Here is a 21,382-nt window from a genome sequence, read left to right on the forward strand (position 1 = left end):
CTGCATCGCTCAACACTCACCTCTCGCCGAGTCGTCGCACGGGCGGTTGCCCGTGCGGGGCTCGAACCGTAGCGATCAGGGCATCTCGAGCCCGTTCGCGAAGTTCGGGCGGAACGGCCAACCATGATCTGTGCAATGGATCGCGCAACTGCGTGACGAGGGATTGGACCCGTCGGGAATCGCTTCCCGACATCTCGCGGGCGTACGCGCGTGGGTTGGCGATCGCGCATGCCAGCAAGGCCGCATCGTCGAGATGGCGGTCTCGGTCGCGTGGATCCTCGAGGTAGGCAGCACCTTTGAGAACCAGCGCGCCCAAAACGTTGGGCACACTCACGGTGATGGTCTGGCCGTCGGATACTTCGATGTCGCAGTTCACGGTCTTGCGGAGAGCTGACGTGCCGGCCGGGATGCGAAATACCTCGTGGCCGGCCACGGTCGGGCGACGGCTCGGCGCCAGGTGATCAGCGATCATGACATCGACTTGCTGGTGTCCCCGCAGGAATCGGTGCACGGGCGCCTTCCGGGTGTCCGGGAGGCGAAGCTCATAGCCGACTGATTCCAGTGCGTACCGTGCCTGGCCGAACGTTGTTGCACCGGTTTCGATATGCAACACCATGTCGATATCGATGGTCGCCCTGTGGATCGGCAGGTTGGCGTGTACGGCGTGGATTTGGATCATCAGGCCGCCGACCAATGTCCACAGGTCGCCGGGAAATACGGAGACGAGCTCGGTCACCTGCGGCCATGGTGGACCCCAGCCGCCCGCCGGTGCCGGAATACGCCAGCGCGCGCGGGCGGTGCTATCGGTCATGCTGACGCATCCTCTCGAGCAACTCGGTGAGTTCGTTGTGTCCCGCCCGACTCTCGCGGGTGTCCAGCGATTCGGTCAGATCGACAGCGACGGCCGCCCACGGAGTGTGGCCGCCGAGGAATGCGCTCTCGAAAGTTGTTGTGCGGAGCGCTATCTCACCTGCTGGGTCGGGGACCAGGTGGAAGTGGTCGACCAGCGGTTCCAGCTCGGATGCCGGGACGTACCCATCAACTCCTGTCGGCTCGGAGGTCAGCTCGAAGCGCTGCCAGAGGGGGTGCCGTGTTGCTGACGATCCGGTCACCGCGATGTAGTTCGGCAGGTCGTGCGTGGCTTCCGAGTCACCTCGGAAGCGATGGACGACAGCTCGGTTGGCGCTCAGGTGAGTGAGCTCCTCCGGGGCCATTCTCCGGAGCCGGTGAATGAGCCGGGTCCGCTCGGCAGAAGACGCCCATACGGGATCGGATCCGGACAGCAGGCTCAGCGCACTCCATGCCGTGCGCTGAGTCCATATCCGCCCGGGATGTCGGCGCTGCCTGACGAGTCGATGTACCGAGCCGGCATCGACCAGCAAGGTTCGTCCGACGCGTCTTGCCACGTCGATCCGACCGGAGGATGCCATGCGGGCAACCTGCCGTGGCGTGACACCCAGCAGCTCGGCCGCCTGCGAGGTCGTCATCTCGCTCATACACATATAGTCTCCCAAGAGACCATATGTGTAAATAGATAATGATCAGATCCTATCTGTGACCCTCTTTGCTACTACACCGACAGGTCGCGGCGGAGTTTGGCGACGTGGCCCGTTGCGCGGACGTTGTACTGGGCGACTTCGATGCGGCCCTGCTCGTCGACCAGGAAGGTGGAGCGGATGACGCCGGTGACGGTCTTGCCGTACATCGTCTTCTCGCCGAAGGCGCCCCAGGCCGTGAGCACCGCCTTGTCCGGATCCGACAGCAGCGGGAAGGTGAGGCCCTCCGCGTCGCGGAACTTGGCGAGTTTGGCGGGCTTGTCGGGAGAGATGCCCAGGACCTCGAGGCCGGCCTCGTTCAGTTCGGCGAGGTTGTCGCGGAAGTCGCAGGCCTGCTTGGTGCAACCGGGTGTGGACGCGGCGGGGTAGAAGTAGACGATCACCTTGCGGCCGCGGTAGTCGGCGAGCGAGACCTCCTTGCCGTCGGCGTCGGGCAGCGTGAACGCGGGGGCGGTGTCGCCGGGGGAGAGTCGTTGGTTGGTCACCCTGTGCACGGTATCGGACCGGTCCGACGCCGGACCGATACACTCGAGCGCGAGCCCCGCTGACAGGCGGACCTCGGCCGGTGCGAACACCGCGGCCGGTCCGCGCCCGGCGGCACGCCCATCGACAGGAGGACAGACGTGGCCAGGGATACCGAGCGGATCGAGCGGGAGATCGAGGAGGCCCGAGCCCGGCTCGCGACCACCCTCGACGAGATCGCCGTGCGCGCCGATCCGCAGCGGATCGCGAACGACACCAAGAGCCTGGTGGTCGCCAAGCTGAACGAGCCCAAGGTGAAGTACAGCCTGATCGGCGCGGGTGCGCTGGTGGTGGGCCTGGTGCTCGTCAAGCTGTTCCGCTGACCCGATCAACGACAGAACCCCCGGTGCGGTGCGAGCCGCGCCGGGGGTTCTCGTCTGTCGGCGGTGAATCAGACCGTCGGGCAGGCGAATCCGTCGCCGTCGGGGTCCAGGTGCGGGCCGTAGCCCGGCTCCCCGCGGAAGATCGGGGCGCGACCGGCCGCGCGGGCCTCGTCGCAGTTGCGGAACGCACCGCCCGCGGAGCCGGTCTGCGACAGGCCCGCCGACCCGGTGGCGGCCGAGCCGGTGTCGATGGCGGAAGAGCCGGTTCCCGCGGAACCGGTGTTGGCCAGGGCGGCCGGGGCCGCGAGGACAGTGAGTCCCACCGCGGCGACGCTGACGGTGAGCCGGCGAACGTTCATGTATTCCTCTGTTTGTGCTGCGGTCGGTTGTTCGGCGCCCGACGAGCGGCGCCGCACCCACTGTCGCGACGGGCCGCGCCGTTGTCAACCGAGCCATCCCCTAATCGGCGCGAATAGGGGATGGCAGCACGGAGCGGTTATGTGCCGAGGCGCTTGCCCGTCAGGTGCTCGGCGGGGATGTTGCCCATGCGGCCGGACTGGAAGTCCTCGATGGCCTGGATGATCTCTTCGCGGGTGTTCATCACGAAAGGCCCGTACTGGATGACGGGTTCGCGCAGCGGTTGCCCGCCCAGTAGCAGGATCTCCAGATCGCCGGTCTGATTGTGCTGGCGATCGTCGGCCGCGACCGTGATCGCGTCACCGGGGCCGAAAACCGCTAGTTGACCTTCGGCGACCGGCCTGCGGTCCTCGCCCACCGTGCCGCTGCCCGACAGCACGTACACCATCGCCGAGAAGTGTTGCGGCCACGGCGTTTCCAGTTGTCCACCCGGGCTCACCGACGCGTGCGCGTAGGCGATGGGCGTGTGCGTCGATCCCGGACCCTCGAATCCGCCCACTTCGCCGGCGATCAGCCGCACCAGCGCGCCGCCGTCGTGCGAGGAGACGAGCGTGAGTTCCGAGCCGCGCAGATCCTGGTAGCGCGGCGCCGCGAACTTCATGGCGCGCGGCAGGTTCACCCACAGCTGGATGCCGTGGAACAGCCCGCCCGTGACGACCAGCTCCTCCGGCGGCACCTCGTCGTGCAGGATGCCCGAGCCCGCGGTCATCCACTGGGTGTCACCCTCGCCGATGGTGCCGCCGCCACCATTGGAGTCGTGGTGCACCATCGTGCCGTCGAGCATGTAGGTGACGGTTTCGAAGCCTCGGTGCGGATGCCACGGCGCGCCCTTGGCCTCGTACGGCTCGTAGGTGACCGGGCCCATCTGGTCGAGCAGGATGAACGGGTCGGCGGTGCGCAGGTCCACACTCGGGAACGGACGGGTCACCTCGAAGCCCGCACCCTCGCGCTGCTTGTGCGCGGTGACGACCTGCTTGACGGGTCGCCGGCGCAGGGTCTCGTCCGGGCGAGGCAGGCGCGGCAGGACCAGGATGTTGTCGACGGCGATGGCGGGCATGGGGTCCTCCTGTTGCGGTTCCCTCAGTTGGTGTCCATGTCAACCATATGCGTACTAGGATCATTCCCGTGGTGCGATGGTTGAACGACGACGAGCAGCGGACCTGGCAGGCTTATATCCGGCTGCGCCAGCGCATGGACGCGGCCCTCGCCGCCGGGCTCGCCCGCGACGGCCTCTCGGCGGCCGACTACGAACTGCTGGTCTCGCTCTCAGCCGCGCCGGAGGGGCGCCTGCGCGCCAAGGATCTGGCCGCCGAGGTGTGCTGGGAGAAGAGCCGCCTCTCCAAACACCTGGCCCGCATGGCCGCGCGCGGCTTGGTCGATCGCAAACCCTCGGAAGAGGACGCCCGCGGGATTGTCGTCGAACTCACCCCGGCGGGTCGTGCAGCACTGGAGCGCGCGGCGCCCAACCATGTGGAGCTGGTGCGCCGGCTGTTCATCGATCAGCTCTCCGACGCCGAAGGGGCGGCGTTGCGGTCGTTGTCGGATCGGGTGAGCGCGACCGTCGAGGAGACGACGGACCTGGCGGACGTGTGATCCGCGATGGTCTCCGCGCCGCCTGTTCGCGGATTCGCGGGATCTCGTCGATGACAGCTCGTTCGGCGGCCGCCACGTACTTCACGGCGGCCTCCTATATGGCGCGCAGGCCCCAGCGGTGCGTTCGCTAGTGAGGGTCATCGCGCGATCGCAGCGAACGGCGCCGACGCGGTCAGCCAGTTGCTGAACTCGCACGCCAGGTGCCACTGGTGCTGGTGGATGTTCCTGGCGGGCACCGCGGCGGGGAACTGCACGCTCAGCAGTGCCTCCAGCGCGCCGTCGCGGTCGCGGAACTGGTGCCGGACTCCGCCGATGACCAGTCCGTCGTCCAGCAGAGCCGTGCCCGCGATCTGGACCGGATAGGCCGGGTCGACCGGGGCGGTGATGTCGTCGGTGAGCCGATAGTCGACGAGGAAGCGGGTCGCCGCGGGGGAGCCGCCGGTGGTCTCGACCACCTCCTGGCGTCCGTCGGGCAAACCCCGTAGCAGGTAGTGATCCGGGCACGCGGCGTTCATCGCGCTCTCGTCGTCGACAACGACGAGATTCTCGAACCAGGCGGCGAATCGTTCGGCTGACAGGCCCGGCGCTCGCAGATGGGTGACCGAGTACTTGACTCGGCCCCGGCTCGTCGCGACCGCGATCCGGGTGATCCGTTCCGACACCGCCAGTTCGCGCTCGAGTATCCACCAATTCCGTGACGAGCCCGCCGACGGGTTCTGCAGCCAGCTCGAAGTCGCGTGCCCCGCGGCGCTGCCCAAGCTCTATATCGCCGAGCATCGATGCCTTCGCGACCCTCGCCGACGAGGTGGCCGCCGCGCTGTACATGAGTCCGGCATCTGGCGTGCGAATTCGGCAACTGGATCTCGCCTGCCTGCGCTGAGAGCACGCGTGGCCGCGCGTCCCGGCCCGCGGAGTGGGCACGCGCGTACCGGTCGAGTAGAACTTGGACCATGGAGCAGGGCCGCGAAGCCGACGACCAGATCCCCTCGGCCCCGGTCCCGCGCAAGCGGACCGGGGGCCGTTCGGCGCGGGTGCGCCGGACGGTGCTGACCGCGACCCTGGACCAGGTCATCGAACACGGCATCGAGGGATTGACCGTCAGCGACATCGCCGCCCGGGCCGGGGTCGCCGAGACCACGATCTACCGCCGCTGGGGCACCCGTACGGCGCTGATCGCCGCGGCGCTCGCCGAACTGGCCGCCGCGGCGAACCCACTGCCCGACACCGGCGCGCTGCGCACGGATCTGCGGGTGCTCGCCGAACAGGTGTCGCACCTGATCGAACAGCCGGGGATCGGCCGACTGGTGGGGACCACGATCGCGCTCTCGGCCGATCCCGAGGTCGACGCGGCCCGGCGCCGGTTCTGGAGCGACCGGTTCGAGCTCAGCTCGCCGGTGGTCACCAGGGCGATCGAGCGCGGTGAACTCCCACCGGACACCGAACCGCGGGCGGTCCTGGAAACCCTTGCCGCACCACTGTATTTCCGCGTTCTGGTCGGCGGGAGACCCATCGACGACGCCTTCCTCACCCGCTGCATCGAGGACACCCTCACGCTGCACGGTCATCGGGACTGAGCGCCGATCCTCGTGATCGCGGTGGTGGCAGCCATCTCGGGCGTTCAGGCCGCGGGGTCGATGAGGACTTTTCCTTCGACCCGACCGGTGGCGAGGCGATCCAGACAGGCGCCGAGGTGCGCCAGTCCGACCGGTGGCTCGGCGAACTCCCTGCCCAGAACGGGGTTCTCGGTCAAGATCTGCAGGGCGGCGGGCGGGTCGCAGACGTGCGCCAAGGTCGTTTCGAGGGTGACGATGACGCGGAACGACAGGACCTGGCACGGGGGTCCGTGGAGATCCGAATGCCGGTTCACCAAGGCGTGATCGGGGGCTTCACCCAGAGCAGTTTCTCGTCGGCGTGGGCGCGCCGGGCGGCGGGGTGGGCGGGGTGGCGGTCGGCCCAGGCGTTCTTCTCGTCGAGGAGGTCGGCCACGGCGTGCCAGGTCTCGTCGGTGCTGGGGGGGTTGGTGTCGGCGGCGCGGGCCAGTTTGCGGCGGGTCGCGGCGGGCATGTCGCGGAGTTCGGCGCCGCTGATGTCGCGGTCCCACAGGTAGACGGCCAAGCGGCGGGCCTTCTCGGCCCGGCGGCTGACCGACGCGTCGGTGTGCGCGTAATCGGCCACGGGGGCATCCTACGACGAACGCCCCGCCGTCGGCCGGGGCCGGGGCGGGGCGTTCGAGGGGCGTGGATCAGTACGCGCCGTTGACGTTGTCCATGCTGCCGTAGCGGTGCGCGGCGTAGTTGCACGCGGCGACGATATTGGCGACCGGATCCCACACGTCGAACGGGGTGCCGGGCACGTGGTAGGCGGCGAAGGTCGGGTCGATCACCTGGAGCAGGCCCTTGGACGGGATGCCCTTGGCGGCGTTGGAGTCCCACAGGTTGATGGCCTGCGGGTTGCCCGAGGACTCGCGCAGGATGTTGCGGTGGATGCCCTCGTAGCTGCCGGGGATGCCGTTGGCGCGCATGATGTCGAGCGCCTGGCGGATCCAGCCGTCCAGGTTGTTCTCGTACACCGGCGGGGCGGGCTCGGGCATCGGCGCGGGCTGGGCGATCAGCTCGTCGATCTGGGGGACCTCCGCGACCGGCTCGGCCACCGGGGCGGCCTCGGCGACCAGTTCGGCCGGCTCGGTCTGCTCCTGCTCGGCGATCATCGCGACGCGGGGCGCGGTGCTGTCGTCGGCCACCGACACCGCCGAGGAGGCGGTGACGGCCACGATTCCGGCCGCGGCGACGGCGAAGGTCAGTCCCTCGCGCAGGGTCGTGCGGCGGAGGGTGGAAAGGCGACTGTCAGGCATCTGGATCGTTCCTTGTTCGGGGACAGGGTCGGGTCCGGGCCGCGCGAGGCAGCACGAATCCGGCGGCGGGCGCGCGGAGCGCTCGTCGGGCAGAGATCGATGTGCTGTTGTGTGGATTTGGTTGTGGGGGACACCGGGTCCCCGGAACGCGCCCCTGGCTCGGGGTAGTCGCGGCGGGCGCATGGGCCCCGCCCCGCGACGTCGCGCGGAACTCCACTACGGTGGAGCGAAGTCGGAAGGTGCCGTTCTCGGGGCGCTGTGCCCTCCCGGCCGATTCCGACTGATGTTCAGTTCTCGTTCGGTCGAACCGACTTCAGGTCTCTTCTTCGACCCGCATTGCAGAATGGTCACGGAAGGTAAACGGCGGGTGAACGAGAGTTGAACGGATGGGGTCACCGATCTTGAAAAGCCCAGGAAGCCGTTATCGAAACGCGATCTATGCAGGGAGTTTGCGGGTAAACATCCTGTGCCCGAGGTCACAGAAGAAGTCGTGTAACAGGCGCCACGGATAGGGCAATCCGGACTCCGGGGGCCGATTCGACCCTCTGGAGCCACCTTCTATAACGCCCGGATCACGCACCCCGGCCATTGGGCACCCTCGTCCTGCTGCGCGCGATCGCCGGCATGATCCCATCCGCCCGGTCCGCGCTGAACCCGGACGCCAACGGCCGTCCAATCACTCGTCGCGCAGCGGGCCGCCCGGAGAATGGCGCGTGGTGCTGTTCCGCAACACCCCGGGCTCAGCACTACCGCCGCTCCGACCTGGCTGCCCGGCACTGCCGACCTCACCGAAATCCTCCCCACCGTCGAACGGCCCTGACTCGCACCCCGAACTGATCCGCGGCCGCTTGTTCTTCCTGAGTCGGCCAGGCCGTGCCGCCGACCGTCCGTGGCTGGACTCGGGTCCGGCCGTCCTCAGGGCGGTAGTAGGCGAATTCATCTATGGAGGTGGCGATTTCGTCGCGAGGGAAGGATCGCGGCACCGTCCGTGTTCCTTACCGACGAGCCATTGCCCCCTGGGCTGGCGCGGAGGAGGCGACATGTCAGCCCAGAATGTTCATACGGAGGCCGTCTCGCCGCCGCATCCCGCGCTGGACGTCCGGCACCATAGCTTCACCCTCACCCGCCACTTCGACGCCCCAACGGCATCGGTGTTCGCCGCATTCGCGGACGAGCCGATCCGCCGACGCTGGTTCCGCCTGCCCGGATCGGACGCGACCTACCGCCACGAGTTCCGTGTCGGCGGCGGCGAAGAAGCGCACAGCACTTTCGCCGTGCTGGATTCGCCACCGGAACGCCTCACCTACCGGTCGCACTACTTGGATATCGTCGCGGACCGGCGAATCGTCTTCGCCTACGAATCGACCGTCGACGACATCCCGCGCTGGGCGTCGTTGGCCACCATTCTCTTCGCCGACGACACCCCCGGCACGAGTCTCCTGACGTGGACCGAGCAGGTCACCTTCCTCGCCCGCACCGGCGACGGCAGCGCCGACTTCCCCCACCTGCGCGGCGGCACCACCCTGCGCCTCAACGGTCTCGCCGCGGCCCTCGGGCCCCGTCGCTGACCGGGTGGCCGATCCGGCGGCAGCGCGACGCTTCATTCCTGTTGTGGGGCAGGCAAACTCGCCACAGCTTCAGCGACTGGTGACGCACCGAGATACCCCGGTGCACGAGCGACGCGCCACCCGTTCGCGAACACGGGACCGCTTACTCATGGACGAGATCCGCCGTGCGTCGCCCGGCGGACCAGAGAGAGGTGCGCAACCCCCCGAAGTCCACCCACCAAAACGTGACATTCCCCACAAACGCGACCAGTCACGATGGCGTTCAGGCGTACACCCAAGAACAATCCGCGACACACCCGCCCAACGCACCCAGCCACAATGGGCCTCAGGCAGCAAGCCCAAGCACAATCCGCGACACCCCCGCCCAACGCAACCAGCCACAATAGGGGGTCCGGGGGGCGAAGCCCCTCCGGGCGGGGCGCGGGGGCTGCGCCCCCGCAAAACACGACGAAACGAGAAAAGCCCACGCCCTCCGTGGGCATGGGCCTGCTATCGAGTGGAGTGCGCCATCAGGGACTTTGTCACACTTTCTCCACCCACAGCCTGACTGTAGGTGTTCATGCGCTAGAAGGTAGCCCTCGTATCCAGGCCGGTCAAGCGGCGGATAGATTGTCTTAAAGCGCTCCGCGCGGCCTGCGCGGCAGTCTGATCGCCTGGCCGACGTGGCCGCGACCGCCTACTGCGGCGGCTTGGCCGAGGACCTGTGATGTTCGAATCCTGCTACACCCCAGTCGATATCGCCCACCGGATGGCACCCGCTACGGATTCCTCCGTCGAACTCGCCGGCTGCCGACCGAGCGTGGTCTGCGGGTTCGGTCCGGGGGACTGGCAGTCAAGGGGCCGGAGGTTGCAGGTCGCTGAGTCGATCGTCGAGCAATCGGACAGCGCTCGATCGTGGCGCCGCGGTTTCGAGAGCATCTTGCGCTGATCTCAGCTGGCCGGCTACCCGCGGGGATTGATTAGCGGTGTCGGCGGCAGTCAAGAATGCGGCGACGGCGGCGTTGATATCGTCGGCCTCGAGGTGGAGCGTGCCGAGCAGCACGTAGGTTTCAGCGCTGTCGCGCCGGGGCTGCAGCGCGATCGCCTCGGTCGCCGCACTGATCGCGGCCGCCGTGTCGCCTGTGCACCGGAGGGTTTCCGCGCGCAGTCGCGCGATGTGCGCTGGATCGCAGAAGTATGCGATCGATTCCGCGGGATCGCGGACCGCCTCGATGTCGGGCGTCACGGCGCGCGTCAACGCGGCGCGCGCTTCGCGGGCGTGACCGAGCCTGGCCAGGGCCACCCCGGCGATCCCGGCGGCGTGCGCGCGCAGCCGCGGGTCACCGGCGACCGCGGCGCGGGACTCCGCGGCGGCGGCGAGATCCAGTGCGAGCGTCGCGGCCCCGATCGCCCCGGCCGTCCAGGACCACTCAGCCATTGCCATTGCCGACGTGTCGTGCGCGCCGGCCTCATCGGCTGCTTCACGCGCAACGGTGAAATGTGCAGCGGCAGCGCTGTGATGACCAAGATCAAAACATTGCCACCCGGAGGACACGCCTATATGGCTACGCAGCACCAGTGCCCGCGAACGTAACCGTCCGCCGTCGACACCGACGAGTAACGAATCCATCAGCCGCGCCTGACTGAGCATGGTCCCGAGGGCCGCTCGTGGGCCGAGGAGATCGTCTTGCAGCTTCGCGTGGTTGACGATGACCTCGACGATATCGAACGTCGCGTCGTCGACACGCCACGGTGCCGACACCGGTCCGGCCAGCCGTTCGGTCTCGTCGCCACCGCTCGTGCCGACCAGGACCGCCGGCGATGCCGCACCGAGAACCGCGATCGCCTCCATCACGTTCCGGCGGTTCATCTCGCTCCTCCCTTCCATCGCCTCGATGTCCCACGCCGAAACACCATTGCCGCCCTGGGCCGTGCTCACATACGCGTCCACCCCGCGTCGGCGATTGAACAGCCCCAGGTCCGATACCGGCACCCCGAATACCTCTTCGAGCGCTCGCCGGTATTCCGGATGCGGCCAGGTGATCTCACCCCTGATCAAGCGACGAATTCGTTCCTCGGTGTATGCCCCTGGTCTGCCGGTGATTTGCTCATATGCCACATTCACGGCATCAGCGGCGTCGCGGCGTGTCCAACCCCGCCGCTTGATCATGTGATCCAACCGTTGGTTTCTCGCCGATGGCACCACCGAGCCGACCCTTCCCGCGTCCCGAGCTTGGCCAAACGGTAGCTTGCCTGCACCGAACCCGGTGAGCCCGCCGCGAAAATGGGGGGCTCAATGGGGGGCGGGACCGGTCTCCCGATAGTTGCTCGGCCGCGAAACAATCATTCGTGCACCTGGCGCGAGGTGCCCGCGCCACCGAATCGGTCCGGCACCGCCCCACCGATTTGGAATCACCTCGCGTCGGGTGCCACCACCGACCTGCAACCAACAACCGCGGGAGTCGAGCATGACACCGTCCACCAACGCCGCGGCTGCCGATCGTGTTCCACTGCAGCCGCTCTCCGCAGTGCCCTCCGAGCACGCTGTTTCGCTACCAACCGGCGCGGAACTACTCGCGGCGATACGCGGTGACAGTAGGGGCGGCCATCCATTGAGCACTCCCGCGAACAAGTTGGGAACCCTGCATCGATTCGCACTCAAACTCACGAACTCCGCTGCCATCGATGCGGAAAGACTCTCTCTCATCACAGCGATCGACGGCTGGGCCACAGCCCACCTCACCCATCTCGAACCGCCGATCACACATCGCCACGAATCACTCGGCGATCTGATCGACACCCTCGCGGGCAGCCAGATCCACGCCTACCATCTCCTGATGAACGGCGACCCGGCGGATCCGGCCGTCCACGCCGCCTGGCACCGGCTGGCCGAACACGTGGAAGAGTACTCAACCATGGCTTCCGGAGCCCTCACAAGTCCCACTCTCGAAAAGCCGGGGCAACGCGCCACGTAGCCGTCCGCGGCAAATTCTCGGCGGGATCGGGCGGTTGGGTTCTCCTCGAACCCTCCGGTGGGTTCGTCCAGCACGTTCCCCGCCGCCGGTATCGACCCGGTATCTGCGGGCGGACAAGCCCAGGCAAGAGGCGCATCCTCGACGAATCGTGCGCGACCACCGACTGGTACCAACAGGAGGCCTGCAATGCCAGCAGCCCGATCCGCCCTCTCGGCGTTGCTTGTGTCAGCATCATCTGCGCCGAGCACTCGCGGTGAACTGATTTGTGACGTTGTCGATGATCTCGTCGCGCGTGGCGTGCAGGCTACCGTGTCCGCTGGGACAACACATCGTTGCCGGTCCCTTCCGACGGCCTCCCCATTCAACTCATCCGGTGTTGATGGGGATTGCGTGGGCGTGTCAACTTCGGCCCAACTGTGGATCTGGCACAGATTGAGTGATTGACCCAATCGGGATGCGCGTTGGCCGTTGATGATTCATTATGTCGCGCGTGCTCTGCTGTCGGGCCGTTGGCGGTCCTGTTCCCGCACCTGAGTGAGCTGCGGATTGAGAGCGTGGTCGAGGCCGGTGCCGTCGTCCGGATCGAGGCGAGCGCGCCCGAGGCACCGGTGCCGTGTCCGGACTGCGGGCAGGTGTCGAGCCCGGTGCACAGCCGCTATGAGCGCCGGTTGTTCTGCAGCAACTCCGCTTGCGACCGAAGAACTTTCGCCGAACAGCTCCCCGGCCTGGCGGGGCTCGCGCGGCGCACCACGTTGCTGGAGCGCGTGCTGGGTGCGGTCGGTCGCGCTGGCAGTGGGTGGGCCGCGCCGGGGCTCGGTTGACCCGGAACCTGGCGGCGTCGGTGAGCCGGATGACGTTGTTGCGCAAGATCCGCGCGATGCCCGACCCGCAACCTGCGACGCCGCGGGTGCGCGGGGTCGACGACTTCGCGCTGCGCTGAGGCCACGACTACGGCACGATTCTGATCGACGTCGAGTCCCGGCGGCCGGTCGAAGTGCTCGACGACCGCACCGCCGACACGGTGGCCGCCTGGCTCCGAGCGCACCCTGGTGTCGAGATCATCTGCCGCGACCGCGCGGGAGCCTTTGCCGACGTCGCCACCGCCGGAGCACCGACTGCCCTGCAAGTCGCCGACCGCTGGCATCTGTGGCACAACCTTGGCGAGGCCGTCGAACGCACCCTCGCCGCCATCGCGAGTGCCTGAACAACGCGAATGTGGCGGAAACACAACCCGATTCGCTGACTGTCGACCTCATCGACACCGGGCCGACGACCGAGACTCACCTTGTCATGGAGCAGCGGTGTCGTCGAGGGCCACGTCAACAGGGTCAAGATAATCGAACGTCAGATGTTCGGCCGGGCCAAACCCGACCTGCTTCGCAAGCGAATCCTGATGAGCGACTGAACAACCCGACCAGACGGGATCACGAAACTCGTGCCAGATCCAGTATTGGACCGGAAGCGACAGGCCGAACCATCTTGTCTCCGGACTGCCCTGGGCAACTCAGCGTTGTGTGTGCCGGAACTCGCTCGGAGAGCGGCCGGTCCATCGCTTGAAGGCGTGTGAGAAGTTGGTGAGGTCGCTGTATCCGAGGTCAGTGGCGATCTCACTTACCGACATTGATCGGTCGAGTAGCCGCAGCACCGCGCGTTCGCGCAGGAATGACTGGCACAACCCGCGAAAGGTGGTCCCCTCATCGGCGAGGCGACGCTTGAGCGTGCTGGTGGATATCGACAGCTCGTGTGCGACCGACTGACTACTTCTCTGTCCGGGATCCTTCTCCAACAACCGTCTCACCTTCTCCGAGAACGATATGGTTCCGCTGCGCTGGTCGAGAGTTCGTCGCAGATCGACGATGGCGAGTCGATACGCGACGGGATCAGAGAACCGGCAGACCTCGTTGAGAGTGTCAGCGGGTATATGGAGGAACGACATCGGAGCGTCGAAGAACAGGCGCCCGGCCAGCATGTCCTCGCGATTGGTCGGGAAGGCCGGCGCTGGCCAACTCAGATGGAGTGTCACAGTTCGTACCTCTCCGGCGAGCATGTCGAGCAGTCGCAGTAGCGCCGACCCGCTGTAGGTGACGACCAGGCAGTCCAGCGCCGGATCACGTGTGTGCCCGGTGAGCCCGACGGTGAGGCCGTGCTCACTCGGATGGAACTGTGGGCTGACCGCTGTCGAAATCAACGGCAGATAGGTGAGCAGCTCCACGATCTCGGCCACCGAGCCCGCGCTGACCAGCGGAAAACTCAACGGGCCGAAGGACGTCAACTGGGCCTGTTCAGCGAACGCGAAACCGAGCAGGGTTGCCTGATCGACATCGAGTTCGGGGTATACCTCCCGAAACCACCGTAACGGGACCTGGGCGTCACGCTGGATCAGCGTCGCCTCGTCGGTTCCTTCGCGAGCCATGATGGTGCGGAGCCGTGCGACGGCGTCGGGGTCGAGCGCTTGGCTCTCGAGCAGTTGCACGAACACGAGCGGGGGCACACCCGCGTCATTGGTGCACACCCTCGTCATTGAGGTTCACCATCGTCTCGCTGAGCCGAATTCACAAGTTTCTGACTCCGTCGAACATAGTCGTAGCGCTCATCGTCGACAAGACTTTTACCCAGTATTCAGATTGAGGACTACGTATCAGGAGTTGGCTATGGCAGTTGTCACCTTTGTCTCCCACGACGGCCAGAAGCACGAGGTGCCTCTCCAGGAGGGTCAGTCGCTGATGCAGGTCGCGACCAACAATGCGGTGCCCGGCATCGACGGCGACTGCGGAGGTGAAGCCGCGTGCGGCACCTGCCATGTGATCGTCGATCCGCAATGGTCCGGGCAGGTCGGCCTCTCCGGCCCCGAGGAGGAGGAGATGCTCGCGATGAACCCCGAGCGCCAGCCGACCTCCCGGCTGTCCTGCCAGATGACGGCCGCCGCGGAGTGGGACGGCTTGATCGTCCAACTACCTGAGTTCCAGATGTGACTACGAGAGACAGCTAAGACGTGATGAAGATTCCTGAAGTAATCACCACCAAGGTTATGAAGATTCCTGAAGCAATCACCACCAAAGTTCAGTCGACGATCCCGATGGATCTTCAGATCCAGGGCGCACATCTGTATGACAAGACCCAGCGGTGGGTGACCGGGACGAACGGAGAGAAGCTCTTCGTCGAGAGCCCCATCCCGCCGGTCGAGGACGTCGAGCTCGCCGACATCGACCTCAGCAACCCCTTCCTCTATCGTCAGGGGCGCTGGCAGTCCTACTTCGAGCGCTTGCGCAACGAGGCTCCGGTCCACTATCAGCCCAACAGTCCGTTCGGTCCGTTCTGGTCCGTCACGCGGCATGCCGACATCGTGGCCGTCGACAAGAACCACGAGCTCTTCTCCGCCGAGCCGTTCATTATCATCGGGGCCCCGCCTCGTTTCCTTGATATCGAGATGTTCATCGCGATGGACCCACCGCGCCACGACGCGCAGCGGGCCGCTGTCCAAGGTGTTGTCGCACCGAAGAACCTGCGTGAGATGGAGGGTCTGATCCGATCGCGTGTCCAGGAGGTGCTGGACAACCTGCCCGTGGATCAGCCGTTCGACTGGGTGCGGAACGTCTCGATCGAGTTGACCGCTCGGATGCTCGCGACTCTACTGGACTTCCCGTACGAGCAGCGTCGCAAGCTCGTCTACTGGTCAGATCTCGCAACGTCGATGGAGCAAGCCAACGGCGGTCCCTCGGACAACGACGAGATTTTCCCCGCCATGCGCGACATGGCGCGCGGTCTCAGCGCTCTCTGGCACGACAAGGCGGCCCGGACAGCTGCCGGGGAGGAACCCGGCTTCGATCTGATCACTATGTTGCAGAGCAACGAGAACACCAAGGACCTGATCGACCGCCCGATGGAATTCTTGGGCAATCTCGTGTTGCTGATCGTCGGAGGCAACGACACGACCCGGAACTCGATGAGCGGCGGTGTTCTCGCACTGAACCGCTTCCCTGACCAGTTCGACAAGCTGAAGGCGAACCCCGGCCTGATCCCCAACATGGTCTCGGAGATCATCCGGTGGCAAACCCCGCTGGCCTACATGCGCCGGATCGCCAAGGCGGACACCATGCTGAACGGGCAGTTCATCCGCAAGGGCGACAAGGTAGTGATGTGGTACGCCTCGGGCAACCGCGACGAGCGCGTGTTCGAACGGCCCGACGAGTTCATCATCGACCGGGCCAACGCCCGCAACCACATCTCCTTCGGCTTCGGCGTCCACCGCTGTATGGGCAACCGGCTGGCCGAGTTGCAGCTACGGATTCTCTGGGAGGAGCTGCTTCCTCGCTTCGAGAACATCGAGGTGGTCGGCGAGCCCGAGTACGTGCAGTCCAACTTCGTCCGAGGTATCAGCAAGATGATGGTCCGCCTCACTCCGAAAGCCAGCGCATGAGCTCGCGGCGAGCCCTCATCGTCGGGACCGGCCATGCCGGGGTCCAACTCGCGGCCAGTCTGCGCCAGGAAGGCTGGACCGGTGAGATCGTCCTCATCGGCGAGGAGTCGACACTGCCCTACCACCGCCCGCCGCTGTCGAAGGCATACCTGGCCGGGAAGAGCACACTCGATGGGCTCGCGATCCGCAGCGCCGAATTCTACGCCAAGCAGGGAATCCGACTGCTGGCTGCGACGGTGGAGGCGATCGACCGCTCGGCTGGTCACCTCCTACTTAGCACCGGCGACGCACTGCCCTATGACAAGCTCGCGCTGTGCACTGGAGCCCGCCCTCGTCGGCTTTCCGCCCCGGGAGCCGACCTGGCCGGGGTCTACTACCTGCGCACCGCCGCAGACGTCGAGATGATCCGAGAGGCCACCAGCCCCAGACGTCGGGCCGTGATCGTCGGCGGCGGCTACATCGGACTGGAGACGGCTGCCTCGTTACGTGCGCTGGGTCTGGAGGTCACCGTGCTCGAGGCGACCGAGCGTGTCCTCGAACGGGTCACCGCCCCCCAAGTGTCGGCGTTCTTCGCCCGCATCCACCGGGAGTCGGGTGTGCACATCCGGACGGGCGCGCTGGTCGAGGCGCTGTCCGGCGACAGCCGAGTCCGCGAAGTGGTCCTGGCCAGTGGCGAAGCAATTCCGGCCGACCTCGTCATCGTCGGCATTGGCGTGGAGCCGAACACCGAGCTCGCCGCCGCCGCGGGTCTGGCCGTCGACAACGGCGTCGTGATCGACGACCAGACCCGGACCAGCGACCCCGACATCGTGGCCGCCGGGGACTGCGCCAGCCACACCATGGCGCGTTACGGCCGTCGCATACGCCTCGAGTCCGTGCCGAGCGCGGGCGAGCAGGCCAAAGTCGCCGCCGCGACCGTCTGCGGGAAGTCCAAGAAGATAGCGGCGCTTCCGTGGTTCTGGTCAGATCAATACAACCTCAAGCTCCAGATCGCCGGGCTCAACACCGGCTACGACGAAGTCGTCCTCAGCGGCGATCCGACCCTGGACCGCGACTTCACCTGCTTTTACCTGCGTGCGGGCGAGCTCATTGCGGCCGACTGCATCAACCGCCCCCGTGACTTCATATACAGCAAGCGGGTCATCACGCAGCAACTCCCCATCGACCGGGCGGAACTGGTGCTCGCCCGCTCGGCCTGATGAGGCGGGTCCTCGGGACGGTGATCTGACAACAGCGAGTGCGTGCCCGCATTTTTTGGAGCCAGGCTCGATCGCTACCAAGTTCGTTCATGGCGGGCTTGGTGTGCCCACCGGTTGTAGGTGGCCGTTCGTGGTGAATCCGCGCCATCACGCCGGACCATATCTGGGGGCGAGCTGTTCCTCGATCGACGGGTACGGCTCGTCGTGACCGGGCAAACTCGCCGCGTACTTGGCTTCGCAGATCCAGCCCTGAACACACGCATCGTCGAGCAGGTCAGCAGTCTCACCCGCTGGGTACCGCGCTGTGGCTCGCGGCTGCCCCATCCGGTGTGAGGTCCGTGGAGCCCGCTTCGAGGTAACGCAGCGCCACCTCGGAGATTCGGCGTGCCGTTTCGGTGCTGTCGTCGGCCGGTAGTACGAGGTGGCTGACCGTCAGGCGAATGAGCGCATCGACCGCGTCGGCGACGTCATCGAGGTCAAGGCGGGGGAAGTGTTGGCCGAACGAGGCGACCAGTCGCTCGGACGCGAGCTGAAGCATGGAAGCAGAGGTTGTCAGCAGGGGGAGGACGCCGGTTTCGTCGCGAGGGCTGCTACCCGGAGTGGTGAGGACGGCTTTGAGCAACGGGCTGGCCGCAGCCTCGTCAAGGGTGTAGCGCACCATCGCGCGTATCGATTCAGGCACCGCTCCGCTGTGCGATGCGAGCACATCCTCGACGCCGCTCAAGAACCGCTCCGCCTCGTACAGTACGAGCGCATCCCCAAGGCCTTGCTTGTCGCCGAACTCTCGATACAAGGTGGCACGTGATACCCCGATGAGCGTGGCGACCTCGCCGAAGCGGACCCGTTCCCAGCCCTTCTCGACAGTCAGGGTGCGAGCCGCGCGGATTGCCGTCTCGCGGAGGTGCCGTCTGAACGACAGCCTCACCGATTCCTCTACCACTCAACCGAGCGTAACAGAATGCCAGTTTTGTTCATGAGTTGACAATCTCCTCGCCTCTCTTCGAGTGTCCAACTTTGGCGTGATCGCCGCCGCTTGTTGCAACCATGATGTGACACGCGACGGACTTCTGATCATTTGTTGACAAATATGTGCTGATTGTCTCCAATGGTAGATGCATCACGGTCACACACGAGACCGGTGTTGGGTGCGCGTCAGTCGACAGGGAGGTCTGACCATGGGCAAGGCTTCGGATGAGGTCGGTAGGTCGGATGCGGTCAGTTGGTCGTCCAACCCCGAAGTGGAGGACTGGGCGCGCTCGTTCCGGTTCCTGGAGTCCGGCTCGCCCGAGTTGCCGCCACACCATCCCCATTGCCTTGGTTGCGGGCCGGCGAACCCGCACGGGCATTCCCTGTCGGTGCGGCGCTGCGGAGACGGCGTCGTCGCTCACCACCTTTTCGACCAGCGTCATGTGGGAGCGCCCGGGATAGCACACGGCGGCGCGGTGGCGACCGTCATCGATGACCTGTTTGGCTTCCTGCTCTACACGGTCGGCGAACTCGCTGTGACACGCCGTCTTGACCTGGACTATCTCGCCCCGGTTCTGCTCGACACTCCCTACACCCTGCATGCCGATGTGCGGTCGCGGGATGGCCGGAAATTGAATCTCGCGGCCAGGATGGAGGATGCGGAGGGACGCTCGGTAGCCACGGCCACCGCCCTGTTCATCGTGGTCGAGGCCGAACACTTCCTCCAGTCGCAGGCGACCACTCGGAGGCAGTCATGACCGCACCAACCGAGAGGGAACTGCTCCTCGACGTTTTGCTCACCGATCACGGCTCAGCCGGGCCCTACGAGGCGTTCCGGCGCCTGCGCGAGACGCAGCCCGTGTTTGTCACGCGATCGGGTGTGCTGGTGTTGAGCCGTTACGACGACTGCGCGGCCGCGCTCCGCGACCGTAGACTCGGCAAGGCCGATGAGTCACTGGGCTTCGGCTTGTCCGAGATTCCTGAAGAATTGCAACATCAGGCCATGCATCGGTTCCGGCGCACCATGCTGTTCCGCAACCCGCCGGACCACCACCGGCTGCGTCGGCTGGTCGCTGACGTGTTCACCCCCCGGCACATCGAAGAGTTGCGCGGCCGCATCGTCACGCAGATCCAGCACCTGCTCGATGTCATCGAGGACCAGGGCTTCGCCGACATCATCACCGATCTCGCGCTTCCGCTGCCTGTGAATGTGATAGGCGATCTTCTCGGAGTGCCAGTGGCCGATCGAGCAGTGGCAGCGCCTCTGGTGCGTGCCCTGGTCGCCTCACTCGAACCCGGCGCCGACGTCGCGGCGCTGACCGCCGCCTGTGAAGCTGAAGACCAACTCGCCACGTATTTCACAGACCTCTTGGCGGTCAAACGCGCCCACCCCGCCGATGACTTGCTCAGCCGACTCGCTGTCGCGCACGGCGACGACGTCTTGGATGACGACGAATGCGTCGGCACCGCGATTCTGTTGTTCGCGGCGGGGTTCGAAACCACCACAAACCTCATCGGTAACGGGGTTGCCGCGCTGCTAGCCCATCCCGACCAAATGGACCTACTGCGCGACCGGCCCGACCTGGCGAGCAATGCCGTCGAAGAACTGTTGCGTTACGACTCGCCGGTCCAGACCAACGGGCGCACGGTGCTCGAGCCGACACGGCTGGCGGGAGTCGACCTACACCCTGGGCAGGTTGTACTGACCCTGCTCGGGGCGGCCAACCGAGACCCGGACCGATTCTGTGACCCCGATAGGCTCGACATCACCCGAACCGGGATCCCGCCGTTATCGTTTGGCGCCGGCATTCACTTCTGCCTCGGCGCGCCGTTGGCCCGGCTCGAAGGAGCTGAACTCTTCCCGCTCCTCACGGCGCGTTTTCCCGGCATGAGGCTCGTCGAACAGCCTCAATGGCGCACGGGGTTGTCCTTCCGCGGTCTGTCGAGTCTGAAGGTGGCTACCGGATGCTAGTTCTGCCGTACCCGCACCAGAAGGGCGGCCATTGCGGGTCGGGTGCGTTGCGCGATCTCATGACCTGGGCGGGACTTGGCTGGGGTGGTCAGCTCAGCGAAGGACTCGTGTTCACCCTCGGCGGTGCGCTCGATTTCGCGTACCTGCGCGTCGATGCGCTGAACCCGCCGATATACCTGGTGGGGCGTGGTGCCGATTTGGAGGTCGACCTGTTGCGGCGCCTCGGCGCGAAGGTCGAACTACGTCAGACCGACGATCCCGTTCTCGGTTGGAAATGGGTGACGACCGAACTGGACTCCGGCCGGCCCGTCATGGTCTGGGCCGATATCGCTGAACTGCCGTACCTACGGGTACGACTGCGCATGAGCCGCCACGACATCGTTATCGTTGGCTACGACGACGAGACCCGCGTGGCATATGTTGTCGACAACGACCGCGATGAGATCCAGACGGTGCCTTATGACGCGCTGGCACGAGCCCGCTCCTCCACCGGATTCCCGACACCCACACGTCACGCCACCTACATGGTCGAATGGCCTTCCGCCGCGCCCGACCTCCCGTCCATGGCTGCCGCGGCACTCGAACAATCGGCGGCAACCCTGCGACACGGGGGACCGAGTGCCATCGCCGCACCACCCGCGAACGGTGTGTCCGGCACCGGACTCGACGGCGTTCGCTGCTTTGCCGACGATGTCACACGCTGGCCCGACATCTTCGGGGACGCCGACCTCGAGGCCGTGCTCAGGGCACTCGCCGCCTTCATCGAAAAAGCGGGCACCGGAGGCGGCCTGTTTCGTCGGCTCCTCGCTCAGGGGTGCGTCGATCTTGCCGATCACACGCGTAACCCGCATGTCGACGCGGCCGCAAGCGCAGCACGGCTGGCCGCGCAATCATGGACGAGGCTCGCCCAAATCGCTACATCCGACGAGACCCCATCGCTACGCTCGGTCCGGGTAGCCCAGGAGGCAGCCTTGCTACCGGAGTTGGAGGAAGCTCTGGCAAATCTTCTCACCATCGCCGCCAGCTCACTCTGAACCAGCCTCC

Annotated in this window: 25 protein-coding genes and 1 pseudogene; 14 read left to right on the top strand and 12 right to left on the bottom strand. The window is 66.2% G+C overall.

Translation table 11 applies throughout. From position 1 onward, the window contains the following. Positions 1-16: 16 nt before the first annotated feature. The 3 genes from OHB21_RS19005 to bcp form a co-directional block, all read right to left on the bottom strand. On the bottom strand, positions 17-811 hold the full coding sequence (locus OHB21_RS19005; RefSeq protein WP_067514111.1) for a hypothetical protein: 795 nt from the start codon (positions 809-811) through the stop codon (positions 17-19). Further along, a complete protein-coding gene (locus OHB21_RS19010) occupies positions 801-1,496 on the bottom strand; it encodes a helix-turn-helix domain-containing protein (RefSeq protein WP_067514110.1) in 696 nt (231 codons plus the stop codon). Before OHB21_RS19010 ends, OHB21_RS19005 begins: the two co-directional genes overlap by 11 nt. A 74-nt stretch (positions 1,497-1,570) precedes the next feature. Beyond that, on the bottom strand, positions 1,571-2,041 hold the full coding sequence (gene bcp / locus OHB21_RS19015) for a thioredoxin-dependent thiol peroxidase (RefSeq protein WP_067514120.1): 471 nt from the start codon (positions 2,039-2,041) through the stop codon (positions 1,571-1,573). A gap of 138 nt (positions 2,042-2,179) precedes the next feature. Between bcp and OHB21_RS19020 the strand changes: the two genes are divergently transcribed. After that, complete coding sequence (locus OHB21_RS19020) at positions 2,180-2,401, top strand: DUF3618 domain-containing protein (protein ID WP_067514109.1); 222 nt, start codon at positions 2,180-2,182, stop codon at positions 2,399-2,401. A 68-nt stretch (positions 2,402-2,469) separates the two neighbouring features. On the opposite strand, the gene OHB21_RS19025 is transcribed toward OHB21_RS19020, so the two are convergent. Then, the gene (locus OHB21_RS19025) at positions 2,470-2,760 is read right to left on the bottom strand and encodes an excalibur calcium-binding domain-containing protein (protein ID WP_067514108.1); all 291 of its coding nucleotides are present in this window, start codon (positions 2,758-2,760) and stop codon (positions 2,470-2,472) included. A 137-nt stretch (positions 2,761-2,897) separates the two neighbouring features. Then, positions 2,898-3,875 carry a pirin family protein gene (locus OHB21_RS19030; RefSeq protein ID WP_195125700.1) on the bottom strand — a complete coding sequence of 326 codons (978 nt, stop codon included), beginning with the start codon at positions 3,873-3,875 and terminating at the stop codon, positions 2,898-2,900. A 68-nt stretch (positions 3,876-3,943) separates the two neighbouring features. Here OHB21_RS19030 and OHB21_RS19035 point away from each other — a divergent pair, with 68 nt between their 5' ends. Next, positions 3,944-4,411 (top strand): MarR family winged helix-turn-helix transcriptional regulator, encoded by a 468-nt coding sequence (locus tag OHB21_RS19035; protein WP_232331921.1) that lies wholly within the window; start codon positions 3,944-3,946, stop codon positions 4,409-4,411. A gap of 137 nt (positions 4,412-4,548) precedes the next feature. Here the strand turns inward: OHB21_RS19035 and OHB21_RS19040 are convergent, their stop codons facing one another. Then, a complete protein-coding gene (locus OHB21_RS19040) occupies positions 4,549-5,169 on the bottom strand; it encodes a hypothetical protein (RefSeq protein ID WP_084538190.1) in 621 nt (206 codons plus the stop codon). Between the two features lie 192 nt (positions 5,170-5,361). On the opposite strand from OHB21_RS19040, the gene OHB21_RS19045 reads away from it, so the two are divergent. Continuing rightward, on the top strand, positions 5,362-5,985 hold the full coding sequence (locus tag OHB21_RS19045; protein ID WP_195125701.1) for a TetR/AcrR family transcriptional regulator: 624 nt from the start codon (positions 5,362-5,364) through the stop codon (positions 5,983-5,985). 44 nt (positions 5,986-6,029) lie between these two features. On the opposite strand, the gene OHB21_RS19050 is transcribed toward OHB21_RS19045, so the two are convergent. From OHB21_RS19050 to OHB21_RS19060, 3 genes are all read right to left on the bottom strand, one after another. After that, positions 6,030-6,278 (bottom strand): hypothetical protein, encoded by a 249-nt coding sequence (locus tag OHB21_RS19050; RefSeq protein ID WP_228791188.1) that lies wholly within the window; start codon positions 6,276-6,278, stop codon positions 6,030-6,032. Continuing rightward, the gene (locus OHB21_RS19055; RefSeq protein ID WP_195125702.1) at positions 6,275-6,586 is read right to left on the bottom strand and encodes a hypothetical protein; all 312 of its coding nucleotides are present in this window, start codon (positions 6,584-6,586) and stop codon (positions 6,275-6,277) included. Before OHB21_RS19055 ends, OHB21_RS19050 begins: the two co-directional genes overlap by 4 nt. Before the next feature lie 67 nt (positions 6,587-6,653). Then, the gene (locus OHB21_RS19060) at positions 6,654-7,262 is read right to left on the bottom strand and encodes a transglycosylase SLT domain-containing protein (RefSeq protein ID WP_195125703.1); all 609 of its coding nucleotides are present in this window, start codon (positions 7,260-7,262) and stop codon (positions 6,654-6,656) included. 1,040 nt (positions 7,263-8,302) lie between these two features. On the opposite strand from OHB21_RS19060, the gene OHB21_RS19065 reads away from it, so the two are divergent. After that, positions 8,303-8,830, top strand: a complete 528-nt coding sequence (locus OHB21_RS19065) for an SRPBCC domain-containing protein (RefSeq protein WP_067514100.1) — start codon at positions 8,303-8,305, stop codon at positions 8,828-8,830. An 832-nt stretch (positions 8,831-9,662) separates the two neighbouring features. Here the strand turns inward: OHB21_RS19065 and OHB21_RS19070 are convergent. Then, positions 9,663-10,988 carry a helix-turn-helix domain-containing protein gene (locus OHB21_RS19070; RefSeq protein ID WP_148310408.1) on the bottom strand — a complete coding sequence of 442 codons (1,326 nt, stop codon included), beginning with the start codon at positions 10,986-10,988 and terminating at the stop codon, positions 9,663-9,665. Between the two features lie 289 nt (positions 10,989-11,277). Between OHB21_RS19070 and OHB21_RS19075 the strand changes: the two genes are divergently transcribed. From OHB21_RS19075 to OHB21_RS19090, 4 genes and pseudogenes are all read left to right on the top strand, one after another. Further along, positions 11,278-11,784, top strand: a complete 507-nt coding sequence (locus OHB21_RS19075) for a hypothetical protein (protein WP_148310747.1) — start codon at positions 11,278-11,280, stop codon at positions 11,782-11,784. A 554-nt stretch (positions 11,785-12,338) separates the two neighbouring features. Further along, complete coding sequence (locus OHB21_RS19080; protein ID WP_148310748.1) at positions 12,339-12,605, top strand: hypothetical protein; 267 nt, start codon at positions 12,339-12,341, stop codon at positions 12,603-12,605. Beyond that, a complete protein-coding gene (locus OHB21_RS19085) occupies positions 12,602-12,724 on the top strand; it encodes a hypothetical protein (RefSeq protein WP_268808379.1) in 123 nt (40 codons plus the stop codon). Before OHB21_RS19080 ends, OHB21_RS19085 begins: the two co-directional genes overlap by 4 nt. Before the next feature lie 12 nt (positions 12,725-12,736). After that, positions 12,737-12,988: pseudogene (locus OHB21_RS19090) on the top strand (transposase); the annotation flags it as partial. Positions 12,989-13,288: 300 nt separating this feature from the next. On the opposite strand, the gene OHB21_RS19095 reads toward OHB21_RS19090, so the two are convergent. Then, positions 13,289-14,197, bottom strand: coding sequence for an AraC family transcriptional regulator (locus OHB21_RS19095; RefSeq protein ID WP_228791278.1), 909 nt, complete (start codon positions 14,195-14,197; stop codon positions 13,289-13,291). A 238-nt stretch (positions 14,198-14,435) separates the two neighbouring features. Here OHB21_RS19095 and OHB21_RS19100 point away from each other — a divergent pair, with 238 nt between their 5' ends. From OHB21_RS19100 to OHB21_RS19110, 3 genes are read left to right on the top strand one after another with little or no spacing between them, the layout of a single operon-like run. Then, the gene (locus tag OHB21_RS19100) at positions 14,436-14,756 is read left to right on the top strand and encodes a 2Fe-2S iron-sulfur cluster-binding protein (protein WP_029894349.1); all 321 of its coding nucleotides are present in this window, start codon (positions 14,436-14,438) and stop codon (positions 14,754-14,756) included. 56 nt (positions 14,757-14,812) lie between these two features. After that, complete coding sequence (locus OHB21_RS19105; protein WP_029894351.1) at positions 14,813-16,201, top strand: cytochrome P450; 1,389 nt, start codon at positions 14,813-14,815, stop codon at positions 16,199-16,201. Then, positions 16,198-17,400 carry an NAD(P)/FAD-dependent oxidoreductase gene (locus OHB21_RS19110; protein ID WP_029894353.1) on the top strand — a complete coding sequence of 401 codons (1,203 nt, stop codon included), beginning with the start codon at positions 16,198-16,200 and terminating at the stop codon, positions 17,398-17,400. Before OHB21_RS19105 ends, OHB21_RS19110 begins: the two co-directional genes overlap by 4 nt. Positions 17,401-17,683: 283 nt before the next feature. Here OHB21_RS19110 and OHB21_RS19115 read toward each other — a convergent pair whose 3' ends face one another. After that, the gene (locus OHB21_RS19115) at positions 17,684-18,340 is read right to left on the bottom strand and encodes a TetR/AcrR family transcriptional regulator (RefSeq protein ID WP_063726243.1); all 657 of its coding nucleotides are present in this window, start codon (positions 18,338-18,340) and stop codon (positions 17,684-17,686) included. A 235-nt stretch (positions 18,341-18,575) separates the two neighbouring features. Between OHB21_RS19115 and OHB21_RS19120 the strand changes: the two genes are divergently transcribed. From OHB21_RS19120 to OHB21_RS19130, 3 genes are read left to right on the top strand one after another with little or no spacing between them, the layout of a single operon-like run. Beyond that, a complete protein-coding gene (locus tag OHB21_RS19120; protein ID WP_029894357.1) occupies positions 18,576-19,124 on the top strand; it encodes a PaaI family thioesterase in 549 nt (182 codons plus the stop codon). Further along, positions 19,121-20,338 (top strand): cytochrome P450, encoded by a 1,218-nt coding sequence (locus OHB21_RS19125; protein ID WP_029894359.1) that lies wholly within the window; start codon positions 19,121-19,123, stop codon positions 20,336-20,338. The genes OHB21_RS19120 and OHB21_RS19125 overlap by 4 nt, the downstream gene beginning before the upstream one ends. After that, positions 20,332-21,372, top strand: coding sequence for a BtrH N-terminal domain-containing protein (locus OHB21_RS19130; RefSeq protein WP_029894362.1), 1,041 nt, complete (start codon positions 20,332-20,334; stop codon positions 21,370-21,372). The genes OHB21_RS19125 and OHB21_RS19130 overlap by 7 nt, the downstream gene beginning before the upstream one ends. Positions 21,373-21,382: the final 10 nt, after the last annotated feature.

The sequence above is a fragment of the Nocardia puris genome (genome assembly GCF_036051655.1).
In the GTDB taxonomy this organism is placed as follows: domain Bacteria; phylum Actinomycetota; class Actinomycetes; order Mycobacteriales; family Mycobacteriaceae; genus Nocardia; species Nocardia puris.